The following is a 23,845-nucleotide window of genomic DNA, read 5'->3' on the forward strand; positions in this document are numbered from 1 at the left end:
GTGGTGAAGAATCAGAGACACTCCGCTCTGATTTTTTTATGCCAGTTTTCTGGTTTAAGCTGCGCTTCTGTCGGTGCGGAAAGCGCAATCTGGCACTGCTCTGCGGGTCGCTGGCCCCAGATAACGTTCAGTACCTGCGCCTCGCGGGTATCCAGCCCGGTCAGCCAGGCCAGTCCTTTCTGGCCCACGATACCGGCCTCCTCTGCCTCATTGACTCCGGGAGCGCTTTCGCTGTACACCAGAGCGCCCAGCGGAATACTTTTTCGGCTGTGTATTTCCACGAGCGCTCTTCTGCCCGAGCGGGTGGCAAACCGAAGCAGCACGGCAGCGCCTTCCGAAGGGACAACTTTGCGGGAGGACTCTTGCAACTCAGCGCCATCAGATTCCCCGGTGTCGAGGTTAATCTGGTTGTAGCGATAAGGCGTCAACCAGGTCACCACTGCCCGGCCGGATGAATCGGTCCGCGCATTGTTGATACCGGAAACCCGGATGTTTTCCGCTCCGGGGGTTTCAACAATAGCCACGGTGTTACCCAATGGCGGCGACATAATCACCCCTCCGCGATAAAGCGTCACCCCTCCGGACATCCCGGCGGAGTACTGGCGGTAATCCCTTCCATGGCTAATGCTTCCGCTGATATTTGCCCTGCTGCCGTTCCAGCCCAGAGATCCTGACTGGCTGTATTCGCCCTGAGTGTCCCGCAGGAGACTGGCCGCATAGCTGAAGTCATTGCCCGCGCTGTTGCCCGCATACCCCAGCGACTGGCCGTACTGGTTGTTTTTGTTGCGGCTGAGGCCGTAACTCAGAAAGCCGGCATCGTGCCTTCCGGGGAGCAATACTGATAACGGCAGACTGAGGGAAAGAGTCAGCTGGTTATCGCTGAGACGTTCGTAACGATTGTGCATCAGTGACAGAGAGACGCTGGCCGAACCGACGGTAGTACCCACTCCGGCACTCAGCGAGGTGTTTTTATTGCCCGTGCCGTAAAAACTTTCCTGGCTGATGGTCATATACAGATTGCCGACGGAGTTCATATTCTGGTTGACGGTCATCTCTACCCGGTTACGTCGGCGTTTCTGCCAGGAGGCCGTGTCCGGAGCATAGCCGTCAATCCAGTTCTGACCCTGACGCGCAAGAAATTCGCCGGCATCCAGGAAAGATTCTGACTGATACTGGTAACCCAGCAGTTGCAGCGATGTCCCGGTAACATCAAACTGGCGGGCATACAGCAGCCTGGCGGCCGTACCTTCGCGCTGGCGGTTATCTCTCCAGGTTTCGATGTGGCGGGCATACGCCAGATCGGCAGAAAAAGCCCCAATCGCGCCAATATTCCATGCCGCCCCCGAAGAGAGCATCTGGTAATTTTCAGCCAGCACAGAGGCGCTATTCAGAGTGAAATGTTCAAAACCGTATTCCAGAGTACCGGATAACAGCGCGGGTTCGGATGTCCCGCCGTCCGGACCGCGCCAGGTGCCCGCGGCCAGACTGTAGCGGATGGCGCCGGGGCGGATCATGCCCGGCAGGGCCGTGTAGGGAACCCGGAAAGACTGAATCTGCCCGTCAGACTCCTCCACCACGACGTCGAGATCGGCCCCCACCTGAGCGGTATACAGATCATCAATTGCGAATGCGCCAGGCGTCAGCAACGTGCTGTAAATCACCGTATCACGCTGGCGTACCAGCAATCTGGCATTCGTGCGCGCCACTCCCCGGATAACCGGCGCATAGCTGTACTGGTTATCGAGTGACATGCGCTCACTGGTCGCCAGCGAGATACCCCGCAGAGGGATCGCCCCCGCCATCGTGCCGGAGGTACGGGTGTAGATTTCCCCCGCCTGCAGGCTGCTGCGCAGGAACGCAATATCGCGTGCAAGATAGGCTCTGTCGTGATTCGATTTCCACTGGCTCCTGTCGTTACGGTAAAACGAATCAATGCTGTAGAGACGCCATGGCCCGGCATTGCCTGTTGTATTCAGGCTCAGCCAGGCACTCTCGGTGGTCGTATCATTTAGCGTCCAGCCCTGGCCGGATGCCCCCTTCAGCCGTGACGAATAAAAATAGCCGCTGTAGGATGAGCGCAGGCTGGGCGTACCGTGATCCCATTCATCCGGCGAGATCATGGTAAAACGCTCGTTGTCCATGGCTTCCTGCGGTACGGTAATGTTCAGCACCTGATGTGTGTGGTCATACTGAACAAAGGCAGCAGGTATTCGCAGCGCAATATCTTCGCAGCGAGAAGGTGCGGAGGTTTCCGCTTCAGACGACCCCGCCGTATCCCCTTCGCGGGTTATCCAGCCAGAATACTGGCTGACCCTGACGCCAAAGGATTTCAACTGACGGTATGAAAGACAGGGGATAACTTTGTTTTTACCATGACTGACGAAGTCAATTTCTGTCTTCGCGCGTGCGCGATCGTTTATGACGATATCTGTCAGTTTCCTCCCGGGTATAACAGGATCCTGGTACATAAAAACATCCTGAGATACACCGTTTTTATCGCGCCGCAAAAACGCTTCCTCAAAATCGTTTCCGGCAAAAACACTGACGCTGAAACTACTGAGAAGCACCGGGAAAACCATCGACATCAGAGATAGCCGACTCTGTGGTTCTTTCGTATGAATACAGCGCAGTAAAAAACGATACATATAATGATATTCCCTGGTATAGCGCGAAAAAAACCAGATACTGTCGTTATCCGGAAAAAGCCGGTCATCCCGGCTTTAATCGCAAATAAAACAGTTATTCCGTATTATCAGAAATAGGAAATCACGTAGTCGGCAACGCCTGTAACAGGACCGGGGGTGACCGCTGTGCTGAGGGATTTGTATGCCGCCAGATAATTAAGCGTGATCGGCCCCGGAGCGCCAGCCGCCGCAGGGAGCGTGGCACCGGGGTCAAGTAATGTGCCACCGTTCAGATGAATAGGCGTACTTTGTGCCGTCAGAATCGCCACGGCCACGTCAGCTGCACCACCGGAAGTGACGGTATTGCCCATTACCGTATTGTCTCCGGCAGCCGGAGAGGCGGTAGAAAATGTTGCGCGCACGCTGTTCAGCGAACCGGCAGCCTGACATCCGGTCAGCTGGATGGTGAATGCGGTATGTCCGGCAAGCGTACCGGCCGCGGCATTCAGCGTGTCGGCTGATACCGGAGGAAGGTTAACGGTTGCGGTAGTACTAGCACTCCCTCCAGCCGGGGCCGCCCCTACAAGGGTGGAACAGGCGCTTGCGGTCACAGTCCCGTTAAAGTTGATGGTACCGTCGGCAGCGTTTGCATTGGCTGACAATCCCCCCACAATCACGAATGCGGAAATTATCGCTTTATATAAAGTATTTTTTTGCATACAGGTCCCTTTACTACATCATTATGAATAATATTCACCCGGTGACAGATGATGTTGAGATGGTGGTGCTTTAGCTTTTGTTACGTTATGCCTCCTTAATAATGTCAATATGTCTCTGCAGAGAAGGACTTCATGATCCGTCGTTCCGGTAAGACCGCACTTCTTCAGTAATGCCGTTCGCTGGTAGTAGAGCTTTTTAGCCGTCCATCCTGTCGTCGTGACCAGTTCATTAATTGTTTTACCCGACGTAAGAAATCCGATTGTTTCTATATGCTTATCGGTAATATTTCTTTTAGGATATGCGGCGGTTTCCATTCTCTTCAGGAGAATAAAGAAAGCATCTTCTGTTACAGTACTATTCAGGACCCAGGGTAATGAACCCGTAGTTTTTTCAGTCACCGTAAAAAACGGCATAAATAATATCCGGCCAAATAATACACATGACAACTTCAATACATTCTGCCGCAGAATAATATCATGCAGGGCACAAACCAGCACATCACCGGGTTTCAGATGACCATTGATATCACGCATCAGCTCCAGCGTAGACTGCTCACAGCTGTAATATATAAATGCAAACAACCCCTTCCGGTTAAATAGTCCTCTAACTCCCAGGAGAAAATATAAATTATCTGACACAATATGATATCTCATCTTCTCTCTGTATATTTAACGCATACGAAGTCAACGTGTCAGACAGACCAGACACATTCAAAATTGTTTAGTATTGTTTTCTTACACCTTTATTTAAATCATAGCACCAACATTTTTCCTAACAGTTTTTAACTCAAATCAACATGGATTTTGATAGATAAAACAAATCACTTCACAGCTTATAAACACTGTTGCATTTTCGAACAATGATTAAATATTAAGTTTTCCCCGTTATTTTTTTGAGGAAAATTCTTAAAAAGGCACAAGGCAGAGATAAGATAACTCTTTGTTTATGCAATTCATTATATAAATTACTTGATTTGAATCAATAAACAATCATTAGCAGCTTTAAATAAAATAATGACCTCCCCTGTTGTTCAGAATAAGTAATAAACCACTTTCCTGCAGATCTTCTTAGATATGATTCGCGCTGAATCTTAGAAAAAAATCTCGTCACTACAGTAAATTTCCAACGCCAGCATAGGAATATTCCCCAATTTCTGCTGGATTAATCAATGTAAAGTTAAATAAATCATCGTCAAATTATCCACCATATTTATAAATAAAGTCAGATGACAATCATATGCATCTCATACAGACAGAAACTAAACGATGCAGGAAAAATCTCAAAATCAACAAAACTATCAAAACAAACAATTCAATAGGCTAAATCTATTGAATTATACTTCACCGATCTTTTTATTAGCAGCCATGCAACATCAGAAAATTTAATAGCTATATAATTCAATGAACTTCTCTTCAGGAATAGGGTATCACCACAATGATTTACATTGTAAATTATAATGTTTGTAATATTTATTAAACAAACTAATTTATCTCCGTTTTAATTCCGTTTAAGTTATAAATCAGGTCAGATTGCCGTCTGAACGAGGCCGGATCGCAAGAAACGGCATACCCGACAGTATGAGTGAAGGCGTTCAGGCAAGGACTGTTTCATCACCGCAGAGATAAGGTCTGCTGTCTGTGCAGTACCTGAGGAGACTCAGCAAAAGGTCTACAAATGCAGAGAGCGGTATCAATGACGCAGGGAAAAAGAAGCTGATGCCGGGGCGCTGACGTTGACACTGACGCTGACGCTGAAGCGCCACAAAATAGCAGGAGTCCGGTAATGATAAAAAATCAGACCAATGATGTGCGAGTGAGGGAGTGAGGAGTATGCAATCATCGTTACTGCACCAGTAAACACGGTGAGGCTCAGACAGGCGCATCCCCTGTCCGAAGACACGATTATGCCCCCTGGCATCTCAACGTAGCCTTAGCAAACGGTTATCCCCGCAGAATAACAAGCATGACCATTCAGATTCATAAATTGAAGGTTCATAAATGAAGACCGCTAGCGCTATGCCTGCTTCTTCATCGATTCCTTATTCTCGTACTGCTTCATATCAGCACTGCGTAGTGCCTCAATAATATTGGCTCCTGCAGAAACATGATATCCCCATGAAACAGAGAATATAATATCTGAATCAAATTCCCGTAATTTATTATTAATGCGGGCAATGACTTTTTCTATCTCGATATTATCAGGATCTAAAATAAGCACACAAAACTCATCGCCTCCCAGACGGACCAATTTATCCTTATTCTTGCGAAAAACCTTAACCAGAGTTTGAGCCAGAAAGACTAATGCGCGATCTCCGGAATCATGGCCAAGTTGATCGTTAATGGTTTTAAAGTTATTGCAATCCAGTACCAGTACACCAACACGTTTATCTGAGAGACGGCTATTCGTAGTGTATAGTTCTAAGTAACGTCGGTTATAACATCCGGTCAACGGATCTGCATAGCTATCGCCCTTGAATACCACCATCATCCGGTATATATAACATCAACAGCAGTACAAGGATATAAACCACAAATGAAATTAGAAACGTCGTAATGTTATCAATCAGGATAATAGAAACGGGATATGCGTAACTCACCTCATATTTATGTGAAAAGTTAAGCCTGACGTTTGTACTAAACAGACGACTCACCCCATAAGTCATCTCTGAATTTTTGAGTCTGTCCCTGACAATCATCTTCACATGGCTACGCCACTCTGGCTTTATTCGGTCATAGATGATTCTTTTTAAATCATCCTGAACAAAATCTTTAAACACATAGCCGATTATATCCACCCCTTGTGCATCGTTAAAATTGTAAACGATACTACCGACTGAGATCACTTTCTCCCCGGTATTAAAATCATCATAAATATCCGTTCTGACATTATAAGTCCAGGATAACGTCTTATTTTTCATCAAAGATAAAAAATCTTTTGTATGGAAGTAATCAATATTTTTAAAAATGTTCGATTCAGTATAGTTTTTATTAAATACTGGAGTTGAGAAATAAATATACGCCCGGTCTTTCGGAATGAAATAGACCAGTTGATTATGCGATTCTCGCTCATCTCTACGAAACTGATAAATCTCATCAAATAAATGTAGAAAATTAAGCGTTTCGCAGCTTATCTGCTTATTTTTAGACTGTAATGTCCCATATAAGTTCGCTAAACCCTGCCGCTTGTCTACGTTAATCCCCCAGACATTTAACGCAGGATTATATTCTAAAGGAAAATAACAATCACTCTTCGCAGACCGAGGATTCCGCTGTTGATTCAAATAGCTCAAAGCCAGTGATAAATTATCATCGGTGTAGGTTTCATTAAGTATTTCCAGCCTGGCATCATAAAGATATTCTTTCATTACCTCCTGGACATTATCATACTGCATATGAAAGAAAATTACGCAAAAAGAAACATAAAACAAAGTCAACATTGCCACTATCATATATTTAATGCTAACATCATTTTTTATATTCATTTTCACACCAAAGGATCACGTATTTTCTGTCAATGAGTAAACGCCCTACCCTTTCCCGTTATCATTATAGTCCATATAGAGGGAATCAGCCTGTATTTAATTAAGCATAAGAAAATGCTGTCTCCGTTTACAGAAACAGCATTTATCTGCGACTAGTTAATAAACATTATTTGAAAACTTCAGCAATCGCATCAAAATTCGGTCCATGTTCCCGGGCGGCGATAATGACATAATATTTACCACCTTTCTCATCGGCGAGCTGCGACAGCTTTTCATGAAGATCCATCGGTGATGAAATCTGTCCGCCAGAGGCTGCTACCGTAATATTATCGATATATTCATATTTAAAGTGATGGGCTTCATCTTTAGAAATCAGCATCGCCGCCGATGCGTTCATAGAAACTAAACCTACAACAGCAATCAATCCAGCCAGGGTCTTTTTCATGGCCTACTCCTTTAGTTAAGGTACTCACATCGGTGATAGTAATGACATTTACCGGCATAAAGTTGTTGTAGATCAATAATTATCAACCACAGCCGCGTCTTTACTTTATATTTATTGTGCCAGGCAGAAAAAATATATATCTATACATATCCTGAAAAAAAACCTCACCATGCAAAAAAGAAACCTACGTAATATGAGTGATAAAAAGGAAGCAAGCCATTCCGACAAAATTAAGCGGCCATTAGTTAAAATTTCATTGCCTGTTAAATAAGTCTACGAACAGGGTAACTAACTGATATCTATCAGCTTTGAAAGCCAGTGTATGATTATGTAATGTTTGGCAAACATCATTATTTTTCATTGCCAGCCATTCAAAACCTGCAATAATCATATTCAGTTCAAAAAATACATTTGTTCACATTCATATAAGGATATTATATGGAATGGAAAGTTACCGATGTATTAGTTTTCCCCCGCAGCAAAACGTGTCTGGCCGTTTGTGTGTCGCTAAAATCATTAAAGCTCGTCCTGTGGTATCATGGAGATTATTTTTTAAACACTGGAAGTATACTAGAGATAGACAATAACGAATATATTGTCAATGGCAGGCAGCAGGAGCTGGATATTTTCAAAATTACCCCCTTTATGCCGGAGCAATGGCATCAGTATTTAAAGCCACATGGCTGTAGCGGCATGAATAAAAGTACAGAGAAATGTATACAAGTAAAAAAATGTGCTTTTATCCTGTGCCCGTTTGGGACCAGAAAATATCTCACCATCTAGTCCTGGCCATTGGATTATGTGATGCAGTAATTATCACCGGATAGCGGGTTGTCTTTTGCTGGCGTTAACCGGCGCTTTCCCTGTCGCCTGGGTTAGCCCCCCGTCAAGGGGGGCGCCCTGCCCAGGCAATAACAAAGATGAGACAAAAGCGCGTACCGTCTCATCTTCTGCGAAAGCTCGTCGCCGCCGCGTATTTTCGCCTGTTGCTCCCTCCCCCCGGCGGCAGCGCAAATGCCTTTTCCCGGGGGCGATATTCTTGCCCCGTCCGGGCTACCCTGCCCCTTTGCCCCGCTTTGCCTGTAGATTGCGGCCGCCGACAAACTTATACTTGGCGCACAATTTTCACTCTAAGGTCTGGACATGACGTTCTCTTCTCCACTTAACAAACGCGGCGTAACGCCGGCGAAAGCGATGCTCGCGGCGATCAGCGGTTACGCAATGGATGGCTTTGATCTGCTGATTCTGGGATTTATGCTCCCCGCTATCAGCGCTTCGCTGGCGCTCAGCACCTCTCAGGCCGGCTCCCTCGTCACCTGGACGCTGATTGGCGCGGTACTGGGCGGGATCTTTTTCGGCCATCTCAGCGACCGTCTGGGCCGTATTCGCGTCCTGACCTTCACGATCCTGATGTTCTCGGTCTTTACCGGCCTCTGTGCGGTTGCCCAGGGCTATTGGGATCTGCTGGCCTATCGCACCCTTGCCGGTATGGGGCTCGGCGGCGAATTCGGTATCGGCATGGCGCTGATTGCCGAAGTCTGGCCCGCCCATAAGCGCAACCGCGCCTCGGCATGGGTTGGCATCGGCTGGCAGCTTGGCGTTCTGCTTGCCGCCTTTATCACCCCTCTCCTGCTGGATATCATCGGCTGGCGCGGGATGTTCCTGGTGGGCCTGCTGCCCGCGCTGGTCTCATTTGCCATCCGCCGCGGCATGGGGGAGCCTGACGCATTTACCAAAGATATCGCGGTCACTCAGGAGGTCTCCTTTACGGCCCGGCTCAGGATGCTGTTTGCCGATCGCGCCACCTCGAAGGCCAGTATCGGGATCCTCATCCTGTGCTCGGTACAGAATTTTGGCTACTACGGCCTGATGATCTGGATGCCCAGCTATCTCTCCTCCAGCTTTGGCTTTTCACTCACCAAATCAGGACTCTGGACGGCGGTCACCGTCGTGGGCATGACTTTCGGTATCTGGTTGTTCGGCGTGCTGGCAGACCGTTTCGCACGCTGGAAGATCTTTCTGCTTTACCAGGCTGGCGCGGTGGTGATGGTCATTGTCTACGCCCAGCTGCGGGACCCGACCCTGATGCTGTTTACCGGAGCGGTAATGGGTATGTTTGTTAACGGGATGATTGGCGGCTACGGCGCGCTTATCTCTGATACTTACCCGCTACGGGTCCGAGCTACGGCGCAGAACGTGCTGTTTAACCTTGGGCGCGGCGTCGGTGGTTTTGGACCGCTGGTGATTGGGCTGTTCGTCAGCCACTGGTCGTTTACCGCCGCCATTACTCTGCTGGCCCTTCTCTACCTGCTGGACATTTTCGCCACCTTATTCTTACTGCCGAAAACACAGGGCAGCGAAGACGCGCTGGGCGCGATCGGCTGATCCCTGCGCTCCAGATAAGCAAAGCCCGGGTCTCCCCGGGCTTTGCACACCAGATAGCGATCAGTAGTAGGCTTTCAGCGTTCGTTGGCAGAGCATCGAACGGACGCAATCATCGGCGGTAAAACGCACAATACCGATCATTTCGTCTTCCTCAAAACGCGCCAGCGCATCGACCAGTCCGGACTTCACGCCAGAGGGTAAATCACACTGGGTAATGTCGCCGTTAACGATGACCGTCACGTTTTCCCCGAGGCGGGTTAAAAACATTTTCATTTGCGCAGCCGTCACGTTCTGGGCCTCGTCCAGAATCACCACGGCATTTTCAAATGTACGTCCGCGCATATAGGCGAACGGCGCGATTTCCACCTTGCCGATTTCCGGTCGCAGGCAGTACTGCATAAAGGAAGAGCCCAGTCTCTTCACCAGCACGTCGTACACCGGTCGGAAATAGGGGGCAAACTTCTCGGCGATATCTCCCGGTAAGAAGCCGAGGTCTTCGTCGGCCTGCAGAACGGGACGGGTAACAATAATCCTGTCCACATCTTTATGAATCAGGGCTTCGGCTGCCTTCGCTGCGCTAATCCAGGTTTTTCCGCACCCGGCTTCGCCCGTTGCAAAAATCAGCTGTTTATTATCGATGGCATTCAAATAATGCGCCTGAGCGTCATTGCGCGCTTCAATCGGCGATGCGTCGCGGCTATCCCGCGCCATGCCAATTGCTTCTACGCCACTCATTTGCACAAGCGATGTGACCGATTCTTCTTCGCGCTGCTTATGGCTTCGCGAATCCTGTCTCAGCACACGTTTGGCCTCACGACGAGCTCTGGTCACTGCTTTTTGTCTTCCCATGGATAGCACCTTGCGTTGTTGGTTTACATCACACGCGCCACGATCGACGCGATTATGCGCACTAACGATTGAGGTTTGGCTTCCTTGTAAGCCATTGCTTGCCTGACGAATTGGCAGAGGGTCACGGCTACGCGCACCGGTAACCTTGCCTGGGTTCGAATTTTTACTTGTGGATAGGGATAAGTCTGGGGAGCAGAAATCACGGCCGGGAGTGCGGCCCCCGTGCTGAGGAGTACGGTATGAGGTTTGACGTTTTCCGTTACAGCAATCGGGCATTCGCGATCTCCATAGTGAAACGACATCACTGCCGGGAACTACCGCGTCTGTAATAAGTACATCAAAAATAATTCTTAATGCAACTTATTTCTTACATATAGACAACAAATAGTTCTCATTGCAGCTGCAGAGAGTTTCCGACTATAAGATTACAGAAAAATGAAACAAGGCAGGAAATACAAAAAAAGAATGGAAAAACAGCAGAAACGCCCTGCCCTTTCGGGCAGGCACGTCAGGCTTCGAGCAGAGATTGCGCCAGGTAGTGCTGGCTATCGATAACGCCCGGTAACACAAAGAAGTAGCCGCCGCCGATAGGTTTGACGTACTCCTCCAGCGCTTCGCCGTTAAGGCGTTTTTGCACCGTCAGGAATCCCTTCTCCAGGTCATGCTGGTAGCAGACAAACAGCAGGCCCATATCCAGCTGCCCGGAGTTGGTCACCCCCAGCGAATAACTGTAGCCACGGCGCATCATCAGACTGGACTGCGTCTGCGGCGTACGCGGATTCGCCAGCCGAATGTGGCTGTCCAGGGCGATCATATCGCCGTCAGGATCGCGGCTGTAATCCGGCACGTCATGTTCATGCTGCATGCCCAGCGGCGCGCCGCTGTGCTTATCCCGACCAAAAATGGTCTGCTGCTCTTTCAGCGGGGTGCGATCCCAGAACTCCACGTGGAACTGGATGATACGCGCCGCCTGATAGCTGCCGCCGGTTGCCCATGCCGGCTCGCCCTGGTCGGGGGTCACCCACACCACGTCATCCATCAGCGCCTTATCGGTGCTGACCGGATTCGCGGTGCCGTCTTTAAAGCCCAGCAGGTTAACCGGCGTCTCTTTGCCTTTACTGCGCGCGGCGCTATCGGAAATAAACCCTTCGCGCTTCCAGCGCACGCTGAGCAAATCCGGCGTGTGTTTAATCACATCGCGCAGCGCATGGATAACCGTATCCTGAGTATTGGCACAGATTTGCAACAGCAGATCGCCATGACAAAGCGCCGCATCCAGCGCATCGTTGGGGAAGCGGGTCATCTTTTGCAGCTTTTTCGGCGCCTTGTCCGCTAATCCATAGCGCTCATCAAACAGCGAATGGCCCAGCGAAACGGTGACGGTCAGGTTATCCGGGGAGATCCACGGCCCGAGGATCCCCGAGTCCATCGGCGGCAGACGCGGATTTGGCGTGTCCGGCGCCGGCCCGCCTTTGGTCAGAAAGGCAATGCGCTGAGTCAGCAGGCGAAACAGCCGCTCCAGGTCAGCTTTATCGCTGGCCAGCACATCAAAGGCCACCAGCATCATCGATGCCTGCTGCGGCGTCAGCACGCCGGCCTGGTGCTGGCCGTAAAAAGGCTGCGCCTCAGCACGCGCGTCCGGCGACAGCGCCCCCGGAGAGCTGTTGCCGGACGCCGCGTGCGCCACCGGACAGCCGCCGGTGATAGCCAGCGCGCCGCCAAGCGCGCCGATCCCTTTTAATAACCGACGACGTGAAGGTTCATTCACGTCAAATTGTTTGTGTTCTGCCATCGACTTAGTCCAGTCCAAGGATCCCGCGCAGCTGAGCCAGATCTTCCGCCAGCGTGGTGATTGGCCCTTTCAACGCATTACGATCCGCATCCGTCAGCTTGTCATAGGTTTCGAAGCCGTCTTTAGTGCGGTATTTACTGAGGATCGCGTCAACTTTCTTGAAGTTAGCATCCACTTTCGCCAGCAGCGCGCTGTTCTCTTTTTGCAGCTGCGGACGCAGCAGGTCGACGATTTTCTGTGCGCCGTCGATATTAGCCTGGAAGTCCCACAGATCGGTATGACTGTAGCGATCTTCCTCACCGCTGATTTTGCTGGCCGCGACTTCTTCAATCAGGCCCGCCGCGCCGCCCACCACTTTCGACGGTGGGAACGCCAGTTCGCTGATGCGTTTTTGCAGTTCCAGCACATCGCTGTTCAACTGGTCGGCATACTTTTCCATCCCCTTGACGCTGTTATCGCCAAACAGGGCTTTTTCCAGACGGTGGAAGCCGGTGAATTTCGGGTCTTCGGCTTTTTTCTCATAATCGTCTTCACGGGCATCAATGCTGCCGTCCAGATCGGAGAACAGCTCGGCAATCGGTTCAATGCGCTCGTAGTGCTGGCGCGTCGGCGCATACAGCGCTTTCGCTTTTTCAATATCGCCCGCTTTCACCGCGTCGGTGAAGGCTTTCGTGCCGCTAACCAGCTGGGCGGTTTCCGCCGTAACGTAGGCTTTATAAGCGGTAATCGCCTCGCCAAGGCTCAACACCGCATTGGCTTTCGCCGCATCTTTGGTGGCCTCGCCGGTGACAATCAGTTTGCCTTTCGGGTTGGTCAGCAGACCGCAGGTCATGTCATATTCGCCCGGCTGCAAATTCGCCGTCAGCTTTTGCGTAAAGCCTGGCGCAATATTCTCGCGCTCTTCCACCACCATCACGCCTTTAAGAATCTCCCACTCCAGCGCTTTCTGACTGTGGTTCTGAATAATGAACTGCGTTTTCCCCGCTTTCACGGTGACGTTCATCGGCTCACACTGCTTGTCGTTAACGGTCACTTTTACCTGCGGGATATCCGCAGCCTGGGCGTAGAAAGCAGAGCTGAACAACGCTGCGACGGCAAGCTGCAGCGCATTACGGCGAAAATGAATCATCATGATCATCCCTTTCGGTAAGTATGTGGTAACCATAGTCCTGCGACGCCCTACTTAAGCGGAGCGGTACGCGAGGTTGCTGTATTGCTACGCGGCGGCAGCGCAAACAGCACCAGCGCCGGAATCAAATAGATAAAGTAGACCGCCACTTCACTGACGGTAGGCGTCTCCTGGTAACCGAAGATCCCTTCCAGCAGCGTGCCGAAAAGCGTGTGGGTCGACAGCACGCCGCTCAGATCAAACGCCACGTCCTGGAAGTGGTTCCACAGCCCGGCTTCATGGAAGGCGCGAATTGCCCCGGCAGCCAACCCGGCCGCCACCAGCAGAATGAACAGGCTGGTCCATTTGAAAAATACCCCGAGGTTAAGGCGGATCCCGCCCCAGTAAAGCAGGAAGCCGAGGACAATCGCGGTCGCCAGCCCCAGCATCGCGCCGAGCGGCGGCCAGATCCCCACATCCTGCTGGAAGGCCGCCAGCAGGAAGAACACCGACTCCAGCCCTTCCCGCGCGACGGCGAAAAAGACCATCATCACCAGCGCCCAGCCGTGATGATTACCGCGCTGTAGCGCATTATCCACCGCCTGTTCCAGCTGCTGTTTCACGTTGCGCGAGACTTTACGCATCCAGAAGACCATCCAGGTCAGGATGCATACCGCCACCAGCGCCACGATGCCTTCGAACAGCTCCTGTTCACGTTGGGGAAACTCGCCGGTGGTTTCGTTGATAAAGATCCCAAGGCCCAGGCACAGCGCCGCCGCCAGGATAACGCCAATCCACATGACGCCAATCCAGCTGCCGCGCTGGGTGCGTTTGAGATAGCTGGCAATCAGGCTGACAATCAGCGCCGCTTCCAGCCCTTCGCGTAACATAATGAGAAATGGAACAAACATGCCAACACCCTTAAATGTGAATCGCAGTCAGTGGATGCAAAGATAGGTAAATATTTCTGATAGTGATTATCATTACAATAATCAGAAACACAAGTGAAATGTAGAGAGATTAGTGACGAGTTGTAAATTAATCGCTATAAAATAATTACTTAGGGGATTATCTGTCTTCACCACGCTCAAGCGGTTTTTTCACTACAGATATTTACCCGCCAGTGCGGCTGTGGCTAAATAGCGGCCTTATTGACCTGCGAAAAGAACAACATGACACAATTCTTGCACTTCCTGCTGGCGCTGGCGGTTATCCTCGGCCTTGCCTGGCTTGCCAGCTATGACCGACAAAAAATCCGCGTTCGCTATATTATCCAGTTAATTATCATTGAAATTGCGCTGGCTTTCTTTTTTCTGCATGCCGAAAGCGGGCTGTGGATAGTTAAAAATATCTCAGGATTTTTCACTTCGCTGCTCGGCTTCGCCGCCGAAGGCACCAACTTTGTATTTGGCGGCATGAGCGAAAAAGGGATGGCGTTTATTTTCCTTGGCGTGCTGTGCCCGATTGTCTTTATTTCGGCGCTGATCGGTATTCTCCAGCACTGGCGCATCCTGCCCGTGTTCATCCGCGTGATAGGTACCCTGCTCTCCAAAGTCAACGGCATGGGGAAACTGGAGTCCTTTAACGCCGTCAGCTCGCTGATTCTCGGCCAGTCGGAGAACTTTATCGCCTACAAAGGCGTGCTGGGCGACCTCTCCTCCCGCCGGCTGTTCACCATGGCGGCGACCGCGATGTCAACGGTGTCGCTCTCCATCGTCGGCGCCTATATGAGCATGCTCGATGCAAAATATGTGGTCGCGGCGCTGATCCTTAATATGTTCAGCACCTTTATTGTGCTGTCGATTATTAACCCAACGCGCCCGGGTAGCGAGGAAGAGATTAAGCTGGAGAAGCTCCACGAATCACAAAGCTTCTTCGAGATGCTCGGGGAATATATTCTCGCCGGCTTTAAAGTGGCGATGATTATTCTGGCGATGCTGATCGGTTTTATTGCCCTGATCAGCGCCATTAATGCCCTGTTCGCCACGCTATTTGGTCTGAGCTTCCAGCAAATTCTCGGCTACGTTTTTTATCCGCTGGCCTGGCTGATTGGTATTCCGCTCAGCGATGCGTTGAACGCCGGAAGTATTATGGCCACCAAGCTGGTGGCCAATGAGTTCGTGGCGATGATTGAGCTGCAGAAAATTGCCGCCGGCATGACCCCGCGCGGACTGGGCATCCTGTCGGTCTTCCTGGTCTCTTTTGCCAACTTTGCTTCGATCGGCATTATTGCCGGGGCCATTAAAGGGCTGAACGAACAGCAGGGGAATATCGTCTCCCGCTTCGGTCTGCGTCTGGTGTTCGGCGCCACGCTGGTGAGCCTGCTCTCTGCCAGCTTCGCGGGGCTGGTGCTGTAACCGGGGAGACGCCGCTGCGTTTGTGCCGGGTAAGGCGTCAGCCGCCGCCCGGCACTTTCAGCAGAGGCAGTTTACATTAAAAATGTACGCAGACCGGTTGGTCAACGCGCATCACCGACTCCTGGGCAAAGCGCGATTTATAGAGGTGACGTAACGCCTCAATCCCCTCTTCACTGTCGCCGTCTTTACCATGAATCAGCATCAGCGCTTTACTCTGCTCGCGGGCCACGTTGCCATCATTGCCCAACCACTGGCCCCGGGCGTCAAACACCGTTAACCCCTCACGAAAGCGCGGCGTGACGTCGCGGTCAACAAACTGCTGCCACTCCTGGGCGGTGATATCTTTGCCCGCCGGGCGGCTCAAACCGAAATAGAGCGTGGTCTGCACCATCGCATTCTCTGCCGGGCATACCGCCGCGGTGGGAACCGGCGCACTCTTCTTCGCCGGCGCCACGCAACCGCCAAGCAACCCGGCCATCACCAGCACCAGCGCACCCTGTCTGAACGTCATTTTGCTATCCTCATTGTTTTTTGTGCCCCCGATATCAGCGTATTTTCATGGAATTAGCAAGAGGGGGAGCAGCGCCGCCGGGCGTTTGACCGGCTATCAGCAACCAAAAAGCCCGCTGAAACGCGGGCTGGATTGACCTGTCCTGAGTTTACTCGGCGATAGCCGGCGTCGGCGGAGCCGAATGGTAATGGGCGTCCGCTTCGGCAAAGCGTTGCTGCATCGAGGCCGACGGAGCTTTGCTCAGCAGGCTGAAGACCACGATACCGAGGCTGCCGAAGATAAAGCCAGGGATGATTTCATACAGCTCCTGCCAACCGAACTGTTTCCAGAAAATCACCGTCAGCGCGCCGATCACCATCCCGGCCAGCGCCCCGTTACGCGTCATACGCGACCACATTACCGAGAACAGAACGACCGGACCAAACGCCGCACCGAAACCGGCCCAGGCATAGCTCACCAGACCCAGCACACGGTTGTTCGGGTTGGCCGCCAGCGCAATGGCGACCAGCGCCACCACCAGGACCATCACCCGTCCGATCCACACCAGCTCTTTTTGCCCGGCGTTTTTACGCAGAAACGCTTTATACAAGTCTTCGGTAATCGCGCTGGAGCACACCAGCAGCTGGCAGCTCAGAGTGGACATCACCGCCGCCAGAATCGCCGACAGCAGGATACCGGCAATCCAAGGGTTAAACAGGATTTGCGCCAGTTCGATAAACACGCGCTCGGAGTTCTGATTTACCGCCCCGGCCAGCGCCGGGTTATTATTGAACCATGCAATACCGAAGAAACCGACCGCCACCGCGCCCGCCAGGCAGAGAATCATCCACGTCATGCTGATACGGCGAGCGTGAACAATACTGTGGTGCGAGTCCGCGGCCATAAAACGTGCCAGAATATGCGGCTGGCCAAAGTAGCCAAGGCCCCAGCCCATCAGCGAAATAATCGCTACAAAATTCAGCCCCTTGAGCATATCGACGTTTTCAATGCTCTTCTGCTTGATCACTTCCAGCGATTCGCCAAAGCCGCCAACGGAAATAATGACCATCACCGGCGTCAGAATCAGCGCGAAAATCATCAGGCTGGCCTGCACGGTATCGGTCCAGCTGACCGCGAGGAATCCGCCGACGAAGGTATAAATAATCGTCGCCGCCGCACCGGCCCACAGCGCCGTTTCATAGCTCATGCCAAAGGTGCTTTCAAACAGACGAGCGCCGGCAACAATCCCGGAGGCGCAATAAATGGTGAAGAACAGCAAAATAACCAGCGCCGAAATAATACGCAGCACGCGGCTTTTATCTTCAAAGCGGCCGGTAAAATAATCCGGCAAGGTCAGCGCGTTATTATTCACCTCGGTATGAACGCGCAGGCGGCCGGCGACCAGTTTCCAGTTAATCCATGCGCCGAGCGTCAGGCCGATGGCAATCCAGCTCTCGGAAATACCGGAGAGAAATATCGCGCCGGGTAATCCCATCAGCAGCCAGCCGCTCATATCAGAGGCCCCCGCGGAGAGCGCCGTCACAAATGGCCCGAGGCTGCGGCCGCCGAGAATATAATCATCAAAGTTCTTTGTCGATCGCCAGGCAATAAAACCGATCAATATCATGCCAAATATATAAATAGTAAAAGTCACCAACATGGGGGTGCTAATAGCCATGTAAAATCTCCAGATTATTTTGTCAACAACATCCTGCTTTGTCATTTTATTCCACTACCGGAACGGGGTAATGGCGCAATGGTTGTATTGGGCGACCGTATCCTGACGGATGCGTCGGCATTTCACAAACGATTTAACACAGCATTTACACTAATTCTTGTCCGTACCAAACTTCATTTCGTTACAGGTTGCACTCTCTCACATTTTTATTGGTTGCACCTTGTAAAACTGTTAACTGACGCATAAAAAACCGCGGTGGAGAAAGGTTAATTTTCCGTTATATCCATCACCGCAATTAACAATTTACGCCTTTCTCAGCTTGCTACACAGGTCACGATTAACAAGGTTGCACAAAGTTGCAACATAGTGGATATTTCCGCGTAACCGAAAAAAAGAACAACGATTGATAACAGGAGTGATAAGCATGGGCACCACCACCATGGGTGTTAAGCTTGACGACGCGACGCGTGAACGCATTAAGTTCGCCGCGAGCCGTATTGACCGCACGCCGCACTGGCTGATTAAACAGGCCATTTTCAACTATCTGGAAAAGCTGGAAAACGACCAGACGCTGCCCGAGCTGCCGACCCTGCTTACCGGCACCGCCAATGAAAGCGATGACGCCAGCAGCCAGGTCGATGAGCCGTGGCAGCCATTCCTCGAATTTGCCGAGCAGATCCTGCCGCAGTCCGTCACCCGGGCCTCGATTACTGCCGCTTACCGCCGGGCGGAGACCGACGCCGTCCCTATGCTGCTGGAGCAGGCGCGTCTGCCGCAGCCGCTGGCAGAACAGGCGCACAGGCTGGCTTATCAGCTAGCGGAGAAACTGCGTAATCAAAAAACCGCCAGCGGCCGCGCCGGCATGGTGCAGAGCCTGCTGCAAGAGTTTTCCCTCTCCTCGCAGGAAGGGGTGGCGCTGATGTGTCTGGCGGAGGCGCTGCTGCGTATTCCGGACAAAGCCACCCGCGATGCCCTCATCCGCGACAAAATCAGCAACGGTAACTGGCAATCGCATATCGGCCGCAGCCCGTCGCTGTTCGTCAACGCCGCCACCTGGGGCCTGCTGTTTACCGGCAAACTGGTCTCTACCCATAACGAAACCAGCCTGTCGCGCTCGCTGAACCGGATTATCGGCAAAAGCGGCGAACCGCTGATTCGCAAAGGCGTCGACATGGCGATGCGTTTAATGGGCGAGCAGTTCGTGACCGGCGAAACCATTGCCGAAGCGCTGGCCAACGCCCGCAAGCTGGAAGAGAAAGGGTTCCGTTACTCCTACGATATGCTGGGCGAAGCCGCCCTCACCGCCGCCGATGCTCAGGCCTATATGGTCTCCTACCAGCAGGCGATCCACGCGATTGGCAAAGCCTCTAACGGCCGCGGTATTTATGAAGGGCCGGGGATTTCGATCAAGCTCTCCGCGCTGCACCCGCGCTATAGCCGCGCGCAATACGATCGGGTGATGGATGAACTGTATCCGCGCCTGAAATCATTGACTCTGCTGGCACGGCAGTACGACATCGGGATTAACATCGATGCCGAAGAAGCCGATCGTCTGGAGATCTCCCTCGATCTGCTGGAAAAGCTGTGTTTTGAACCAGAGCTGGCCGGCTGGAACGGGATCGGCTTCGTCATTCAGGCCTATCAGAAACGCTGCCCGTTCGTCATTGATTCCCTGATCGATCTTGCCACCCGCAGCCGCCGTCGCCTGATGATCCGCCTGGTAAAAGGCGCCTACTGGGACAGCGAAATCAAACGCGCGCAGATGGACGGCCTCGAAGGCTACCCGGTTTACACCCGCAAAGTGTATACCGACGTCTCCTACCTCGCCTGCGCGAAAAAGCTGCTGGCGGTGCCGAGCCTGATCTACCCGCAGTTCGCCACCCACAACGCCCACACCCTGGCCGCCATTTATCAGTTGGCCGGGCAGAACTACTATCCCGGCCAGTATGAGTTCCAGTGCCTGCACGGCATGGGCGAACCGCTCTACGAGCAGGTGGTCGGCAAGGTTGCCGACGGTAAACTGAATCGTCCGTGCCGGATTTATGCGCCGGTCGGGACTCACGAAACGCTGCTGGCATACCTGGTGCGTCGCCTGCTGGAAAACGGCGCCAACACCTCCTTTGTTAATCGTATCGCGGATAGTACGCTGCCGCTGGATGAGCTGGTGGCCGACCCGGTCAGCGCCGTGGAAAAACTGGCTCAGCAGGAGGGTCAGGCCGGTCTGCCGCATCCGAAGATCCCGCTGCCGCGCGATCTGTACGGCAAAGGCCGCAGCAACTCCGCGGGCCTGGATTTGGCCAACGAACACCGTCTGGCCTCCCTCTCCTCCGCTTTGCTGAACAGCGCGTTGCACAAATGGCAGGCGCTGCCGACGCTGGAGCATCCGGTGATTGCCGGCGAACTGCAGGCGGTGATTAACCCGGCCGAGCCGAAAGATATCGTCGGCCACGTGCGTGAAGCCCGCCCGGAAGAGATTGAGCTGGCGCTGACCAGCGCGGTCAATAACGCGCCTATCTGGTTTGCCACCCCGCCACAGGAGCGTGCGGCGATCCTTGAACGCGCGGCGATACTGATGGAAGGCCAGATGCAGACGCTGATCGGCATTCTGGTCCGCGAAGCCGGTAAAACCTTCAGCAACGCCATCTCCGAAGTCCGCGAAGCCGTCGATTTCCTCCACTACTACGCCGGTCAGGTGCGCGACGATTTCGATAATGAAACCCACCGTCCGCTGGGCCCAGTGGTCTGTATTAGCCCGTGGAACTTCCCGCTGGCGATTTTCACCGGTCAGATTGCCGCCGCGCTGGCCGCCGGTAACAGCGTACTGGCGAAACCCGCCGAACAGACGCCGCTGATTGCCGCCCAGGGCGTGGCGATTCTGCTGGAAGCCGGGGTCCCGCCGGGGGTGATTCAGTTGCTGCCGGGCCGCGGGGAAACCGTCGGCGCCGCGCTGACCACCGACGATCGCGTTCGTGGCGTAATGTTTACCGGCTCCACCGAAGTCGCCACCCTGCTGCAACGCAATATCGCCAGCCGCCTGGATGCACAGGGGCGTCCGACGCCGCTTATCGCCGAAACCGGCGGGATGAACGCGATGATCGTCGACTCCTCCGCCCTCACCGAGCAAGTGGTGGTCGATGTGCTGGCTTCCGCGTTCGATAGCGCCGGGCAGCGCTGTTCCGCCCTGCGTATTCTCTGCCTGCAGGAAGAGATAGCAGACCATACGCTGACCATGCTGCGCGGTGCGATGGGCGAATGCCGGATGGGCAACCCTGGCCGCCTGACGACCGATATCGGTCCGGTCATCGATGCCGAAGCGAAAGAGAATATTGAACGCCATATTCAGAGCCTGCGCGCCAAAGGACGCACGGTATTCCAGGCAGTACGGGAAAACAGCGAGGATGCACGTGAGTGGCACAGCGGGACCTTCATTCCGCCGACCCTGATCGAGCTGGAGAGTTTTGATGAGCTGAAAAAAGAGGTCTTTGGCCCGGTTCTGCATGTGGTTCGCTACCACCGTAATGCTCTGGATCAGCTGGTCGAGCAGATTAACGCCTCCGGCTACGGTCTGACCCTCGGCGTCCATACCCGCATCGATGAGACCATCGCGCAGGTTACCGGCAGCGCGAAGGTCGGCAACCTGTACGTTAACCGCAATATGGTTGGCGCCGTGGTCGGCGTGCAGCCGTTTGGCGGCGAGGGTCTGTCGGGGACCGGACCGAAAGCCGGCGGCCCGCTGTATCTGTATCGCCTGCTCTCCAGCCGTCCGCAAAATGCCGTCGGGACCACCCTTGCCCGCCAGGATGCGCAACGCCCGCTGGATGCGCAGTTGAAAACCCTGCTGGAAAAACCGCTGAACGCGCTGCAGCAGTGGGCCGCCGGTCGTCCTGAACTGCAGGCGCTGTGCCAGCAGTATCGTGACCTGGCGCAAGCCGGTACCCAGCGTCTGCTGCCGGGGCCAACCGGCGAGCGCAATACCCTGACCTTTATCCCTCGCGACCGCGTATTGTGCGTGGCGGATAACGAGCAGGATGCGCTGATTCAGCTGGCGGCAGTCACCGCGGTCGGCTGTGAAATCCTGTGGCCGGAGAGCGCTCTGCATCGCGAACTGGCGAAGAAGCTGCCGCGCGAGGTCAGCGAACGTCTCCACTTTGCCAAACCGGAGATGTTGAGCGCTCAGGCGTTCGATGCGGTTATCTACCACGGCGACTCCGACCAGCTGCGCGAACTGTGCGAGCAGGTGGCGGCACGCGATGGTGCGATTATCTCAGTTCAGGGTTTCGCCCGCGGTGAAAGCAACCTGCTGCTGGAACGTCTGTACATTGAACGCTCGCTGAGCGTCAATACCGCGGCGGCAGGCGGCAACGCCAGCCTGATGACCATCGGCTAACGCTGTTCCCCGGAGGCGGTGCTACGCACCTGTCCGGGCTACCTGTCTTCAGCCGTCTGCCGTTCTGTAGCCCGGGTAAGGCGCCCCGCGCCGCACCCGGGAAAACCCACCGTAGCCCGGGTAAGGCGCCCCGCGCCGCCACCCGGGAAAACCCACCGTAGCTCGGGCAAGGCGCTCTGTGCCGCACCCGGGAAAACCCACCGTCGCCCGGGTAAGGCGCTCTGTGCCGCACCCGGGAAAACCCACCGTCGCCCGGGTAAGGCGCCCCGCGCCGCCCCCGGGAAAACCCGCCCGTAGCCCGGGTAAGGCGCCCCGCGCCGCACCCGGGAAAACCCACCAGGAAAATCCGCCGGGAAAAGCAGACGGCACCTACGGCAGCTAATGACACCGGACGCCGGCTGTGGTTAATTAAAGCTCCCCGACGGAAGCTTTTTTATGGGAGTGGTCCAATGAAACGAACTGTACTTGCCCTTATCGCCCTGCTGGCAAGCGGGCATGCCCTGGCGGACGAATGCGCCAGCGCCGGTAATCAGGCTGAGCTGAATCAGTGTACGGCAGCACAATATCAGGCGGCCGATAGCAAGCTGAATCAGACCTATCAGGAAGCGCTGAAGCGCGCCTCGGGTAAACAGCAGGCACTGTTGAAAAAAGCGCAGTTGGCGTGGATAGCGCTGCGCGACGCCGACTGCGCCTTCATCGCTTCCGGCGCCGAGGGCGGCAGCGTCCAGCCGATGCTCATCAATCAGTGTATGGCAGACAAAACCGTTGAGCGCGAATCGTTCCTTGCTTCGCTGCTGCAGTGTGAAGAAGGTGACCAGAGCTGTCCGCTTCCCCCCGCCAGTTAACGCACCCGGATACCTTCAATGATCAGCCGCTGGACATTCTCCACGGTTTGTTGAAAAAACGCCTCGTCACGCAGCGTTGCGCCGGTGACCGCCTCAATCTGGGTGGCAAAATCGGCGTAATGTTGCGTGGTGGCCCAGATCATAAAGATCAGATGCTGAGGGTCGACCGGCGCCAGCTTCCCGCTATCGACCCAGCCAGAAACAATCGCCGATTTCTCATCAACCAGCGCTTTCAGATCGCCGGTCAGCTCGCCCATCAGCAGCGGCGCCCCCTGCAGCATCTCCAGACAAAACAGCCTCGATGCCTGCGGATAATCGCGCGACACCTCCAGCTTGAGACGAATATATTCGCGGATAGCCACCAGCGGGCTGATATCTTCGCGAAAGGCCCGCAGCGGCGCCAGCCAGATGGTGAGAATCTGCTGCAATACGGCGACATACAGCGCCTCTTTCGACGGGTAGTAATAGAGTAAATTCGTTTTCGATACCCCGGACAGCTCAGCCACCTGCTCCAGCCGCGTACCGTGGATACCAAATTGCGAAAATGCGTCCAGCGCAGCGGCCAGGATAGCCTCTTTCTTTGCGCTCACCGCCTGCGAACGCTTCCCGGTTTTTTTTACAGCGCCCTCTGCCATCGTCATCTCCTTCTTTCAACGCCATCAGCATAGCAAAAGCCCAACCTCG

General features: G+C 53.5%; 18 protein-coding genes. 5 read left to right on the plus strand and 13 right to left on the minus strand.

The window, feature by feature from the left end; all coding sequences use genetic code 11:
* Positions 1 to 11 precede the first annotated feature (11 nt).
* The 6 genes from CWM52_RS20120 to CWM52_RS20145 form a co-directional block, all read right to left on the minus strand.
* On the minus strand, positions 12 to 2,645 hold the full coding sequence (locus tag CWM52_RS20120; RefSeq protein ID WP_100685705.1) for a fimbria/pilus outer membrane usher protein: 2,634 nt from the start codon (positions 2,643 to 2,645) through the stop codon (positions 12 to 14).
* Between the two features lie 107 nt (positions 2,646 to 2,752).
* The gene (locus CWM52_RS20125) at positions 2,753 to 3,343 is read right to left on the minus strand and encodes a fimbrial protein (protein WP_100685706.1); all 591 of its coding nucleotides are present in this window, start codon (positions 3,341 to 3,343) and stop codon (positions 2,753 to 2,755) included.
* A 21-nt stretch (positions 3,344 to 3,364) separates the two neighbouring features.
* Positions 3,365 to 3,877: a hypothetical protein gene (locus CWM52_RS20130; RefSeq protein ID WP_133121755.1), complete on the minus strand. Its 513-nt coding sequence runs from the start codon at positions 3,875 to 3,877 to the stop codon at positions 3,365 to 3,367.
* A gap of 1,480 nt (positions 3,878 to 5,357) precedes the next feature.
* A complete protein-coding gene (locus tag CWM52_RS20135; protein WP_100685708.1) occupies positions 5,358 to 5,831 on the minus strand; it encodes a GGDEF domain-containing protein in 474 nt (157 codons plus the stop codon).
* Positions 5,806 to 6,708, minus strand: coding sequence for a hypothetical protein (locus CWM52_RS20140; RefSeq protein ID WP_133121756.1), 903 nt, complete (start codon positions 6,706 to 6,708; stop codon positions 5,806 to 5,808). The genes CWM52_RS20135 and CWM52_RS20140 overlap by 26 nt, the downstream gene beginning before the upstream one ends.
* A gap of 283 nt (positions 6,709 to 6,991) precedes the next feature.
* Positions 6,992 to 7,270: a DUF1471 domain-containing protein gene (locus CWM52_RS20145; protein ID WP_100685710.1), complete on the minus strand. Its 279-nt coding sequence runs from the start codon at positions 7,268 to 7,270 to the stop codon at positions 6,992 to 6,994.
* A 438-nt stretch (positions 7,271 to 7,708) separates the two neighbouring features.
* Here CWM52_RS20145 and CWM52_RS20150 point away from each other — a divergent pair, with 438 nt between their 5' ends.
* Together CWM52_RS20150 and CWM52_RS20155 are read left to right on the plus strand one after the other, a co-directional pair.
* Positions 7,709 to 8,053 carry a hypothetical protein gene (locus CWM52_RS20150; protein WP_100685711.1) on the plus strand — a complete coding sequence of 115 codons (345 nt, stop codon included), beginning with the start codon at positions 7,709 to 7,711 and terminating at the stop codon, positions 8,051 to 8,053.
* Between the two features lie 360 nt (positions 8,054 to 8,413).
* Positions 8,414 to 9,655: an MFS transporter gene (locus CWM52_RS20155; protein WP_100685712.1), complete on the plus strand. Its 1,242-nt coding sequence runs from the start codon at positions 8,414 to 8,416 to the stop codon at positions 9,653 to 9,655.
* Between the two features lie 60 nt (positions 9,656 to 9,715).
* On the opposite strand, the gene phoH is transcribed toward CWM52_RS20155, so the two are convergent.
* From phoH to efeU, 4 genes are all read right to left on the minus strand, one after another.
* Positions 9,716 to 10,504 (minus strand): phosphate starvation-inducible protein PhoH, encoded by a 789-nt coding sequence (phoH, locus tag CWM52_RS20160; RefSeq protein WP_191119242.1) that lies wholly within the window; start codon positions 10,502 to 10,504, stop codon positions 9,716 to 9,718.
* A 508-nt stretch (positions 10,505 to 11,012) separates the two neighbouring features.
* Positions 11,013 to 12,296 (minus strand): iron uptake transporter deferrochelatase/peroxidase subunit, encoded by a 1,284-nt coding sequence (efeB, locus tag CWM52_RS20165; protein WP_100685714.1) that lies wholly within the window; start codon positions 12,294 to 12,296, stop codon positions 11,013 to 11,015.
* 4 nt (positions 12,297 to 12,300) lie between these two features.
* Positions 12,301 to 13,428: an iron uptake system protein EfeO gene (efeO, locus tag CWM52_RS20170; protein ID WP_100685715.1), complete on the minus strand. Its 1,128-nt coding sequence runs from the start codon at positions 13,426 to 13,428 to the stop codon at positions 12,301 to 12,303.
* Positions 13,429 to 13,475: 47 nt separating this feature from the next.
* Positions 13,476 to 14,315: an iron uptake transporter permease EfeU gene (efeU, locus tag CWM52_RS20175; protein ID WP_100685716.1), complete on the minus strand. Its 840-nt coding sequence runs from the start codon at positions 14,313 to 14,315 to the stop codon at positions 13,476 to 13,478.
* Positions 14,316 to 14,576: 261 nt separating this feature from the next.
* Between efeU and CWM52_RS20180 the strand changes: the two genes are divergently transcribed.
* Positions 14,577 to 15,761: a NupC/NupG family nucleoside CNT transporter gene (locus CWM52_RS20180; protein ID WP_100685717.1), complete on the plus strand. Its 1,185-nt coding sequence runs from the start codon at positions 14,577 to 14,579 to the stop codon at positions 15,759 to 15,761.
* A 76-nt stretch (positions 15,762 to 15,837) separates the two neighbouring features.
* Here CWM52_RS20180 and CWM52_RS20185 read toward each other — a convergent pair whose 3' ends face one another.
* Both CWM52_RS20185 and putP read right to left on the minus strand, forming a co-directional pair.
* On the minus strand, positions 15,838 to 16,272 hold the full coding sequence (locus tag CWM52_RS20185; protein WP_100685718.1) for a DUF3574 domain-containing protein: 435 nt from the start codon (positions 16,270 to 16,272) through the stop codon (positions 15,838 to 15,840).
* Positions 16,273 to 16,420: 148 nt separating this feature from the next.
* Positions 16,421 to 17,929: a sodium/proline symporter PutP gene (gene putP, locus CWM52_RS20190; protein ID WP_100685719.1), complete on the minus strand. Its 1,509-nt coding sequence runs from the start codon at positions 17,927 to 17,929 to the stop codon at positions 16,421 to 16,423.
* 424 nt (positions 17,930 to 18,353) lie between these two features.
* Between putP and putA the strand changes: the two genes are divergently transcribed.
* Both putA and CWM52_RS20200 read left to right on the plus strand, forming a co-directional pair.
* On the plus strand, positions 18,354 to 22,316 hold the full coding sequence (gene putA, locus CWM52_RS20195; RefSeq protein WP_100685720.1) for a trifunctional transcriptional regulator/proline dehydrogenase/L-glutamate gamma-semialdehyde dehydrogenase: 3,963 nt from the start codon (positions 18,354 to 18,356) through the stop codon (positions 22,314 to 22,316).
* 449 nt (positions 22,317 to 22,765) lie between these two features.
* Positions 22,766 to 23,161, plus strand: a complete 396-nt coding sequence (locus tag CWM52_RS20200; RefSeq protein ID WP_100685721.1) for a lysozyme inhibitor LprI family protein — start codon at positions 22,766 to 22,768, stop codon at positions 23,159 to 23,161.
* Here the strand turns inward: CWM52_RS20200 and rutR are convergent.
* Positions 23,158 to 23,796, minus strand: a complete 639-nt coding sequence (gene rutR, locus CWM52_RS20205; RefSeq protein WP_100685722.1) for an HTH-type transcriptional regulator RutR — start codon at positions 23,794 to 23,796, stop codon at positions 23,158 to 23,160. The two genes, CWM52_RS20200 and rutR, sit on opposite strands and share 4 nt — an antisense overlap.
* Positions 23,797 to 23,845: the final 49 nt, after the last annotated feature.

Origin of the sequence: Raoultella sp. T31, assembly GCF_002806725.1 — a bacterium.
Lineage (GTDB): Bacteria > Pseudomonadota > Gammaproteobacteria > Enterobacterales > Enterobacteriaceae > Klebsiella > Klebsiella electrica.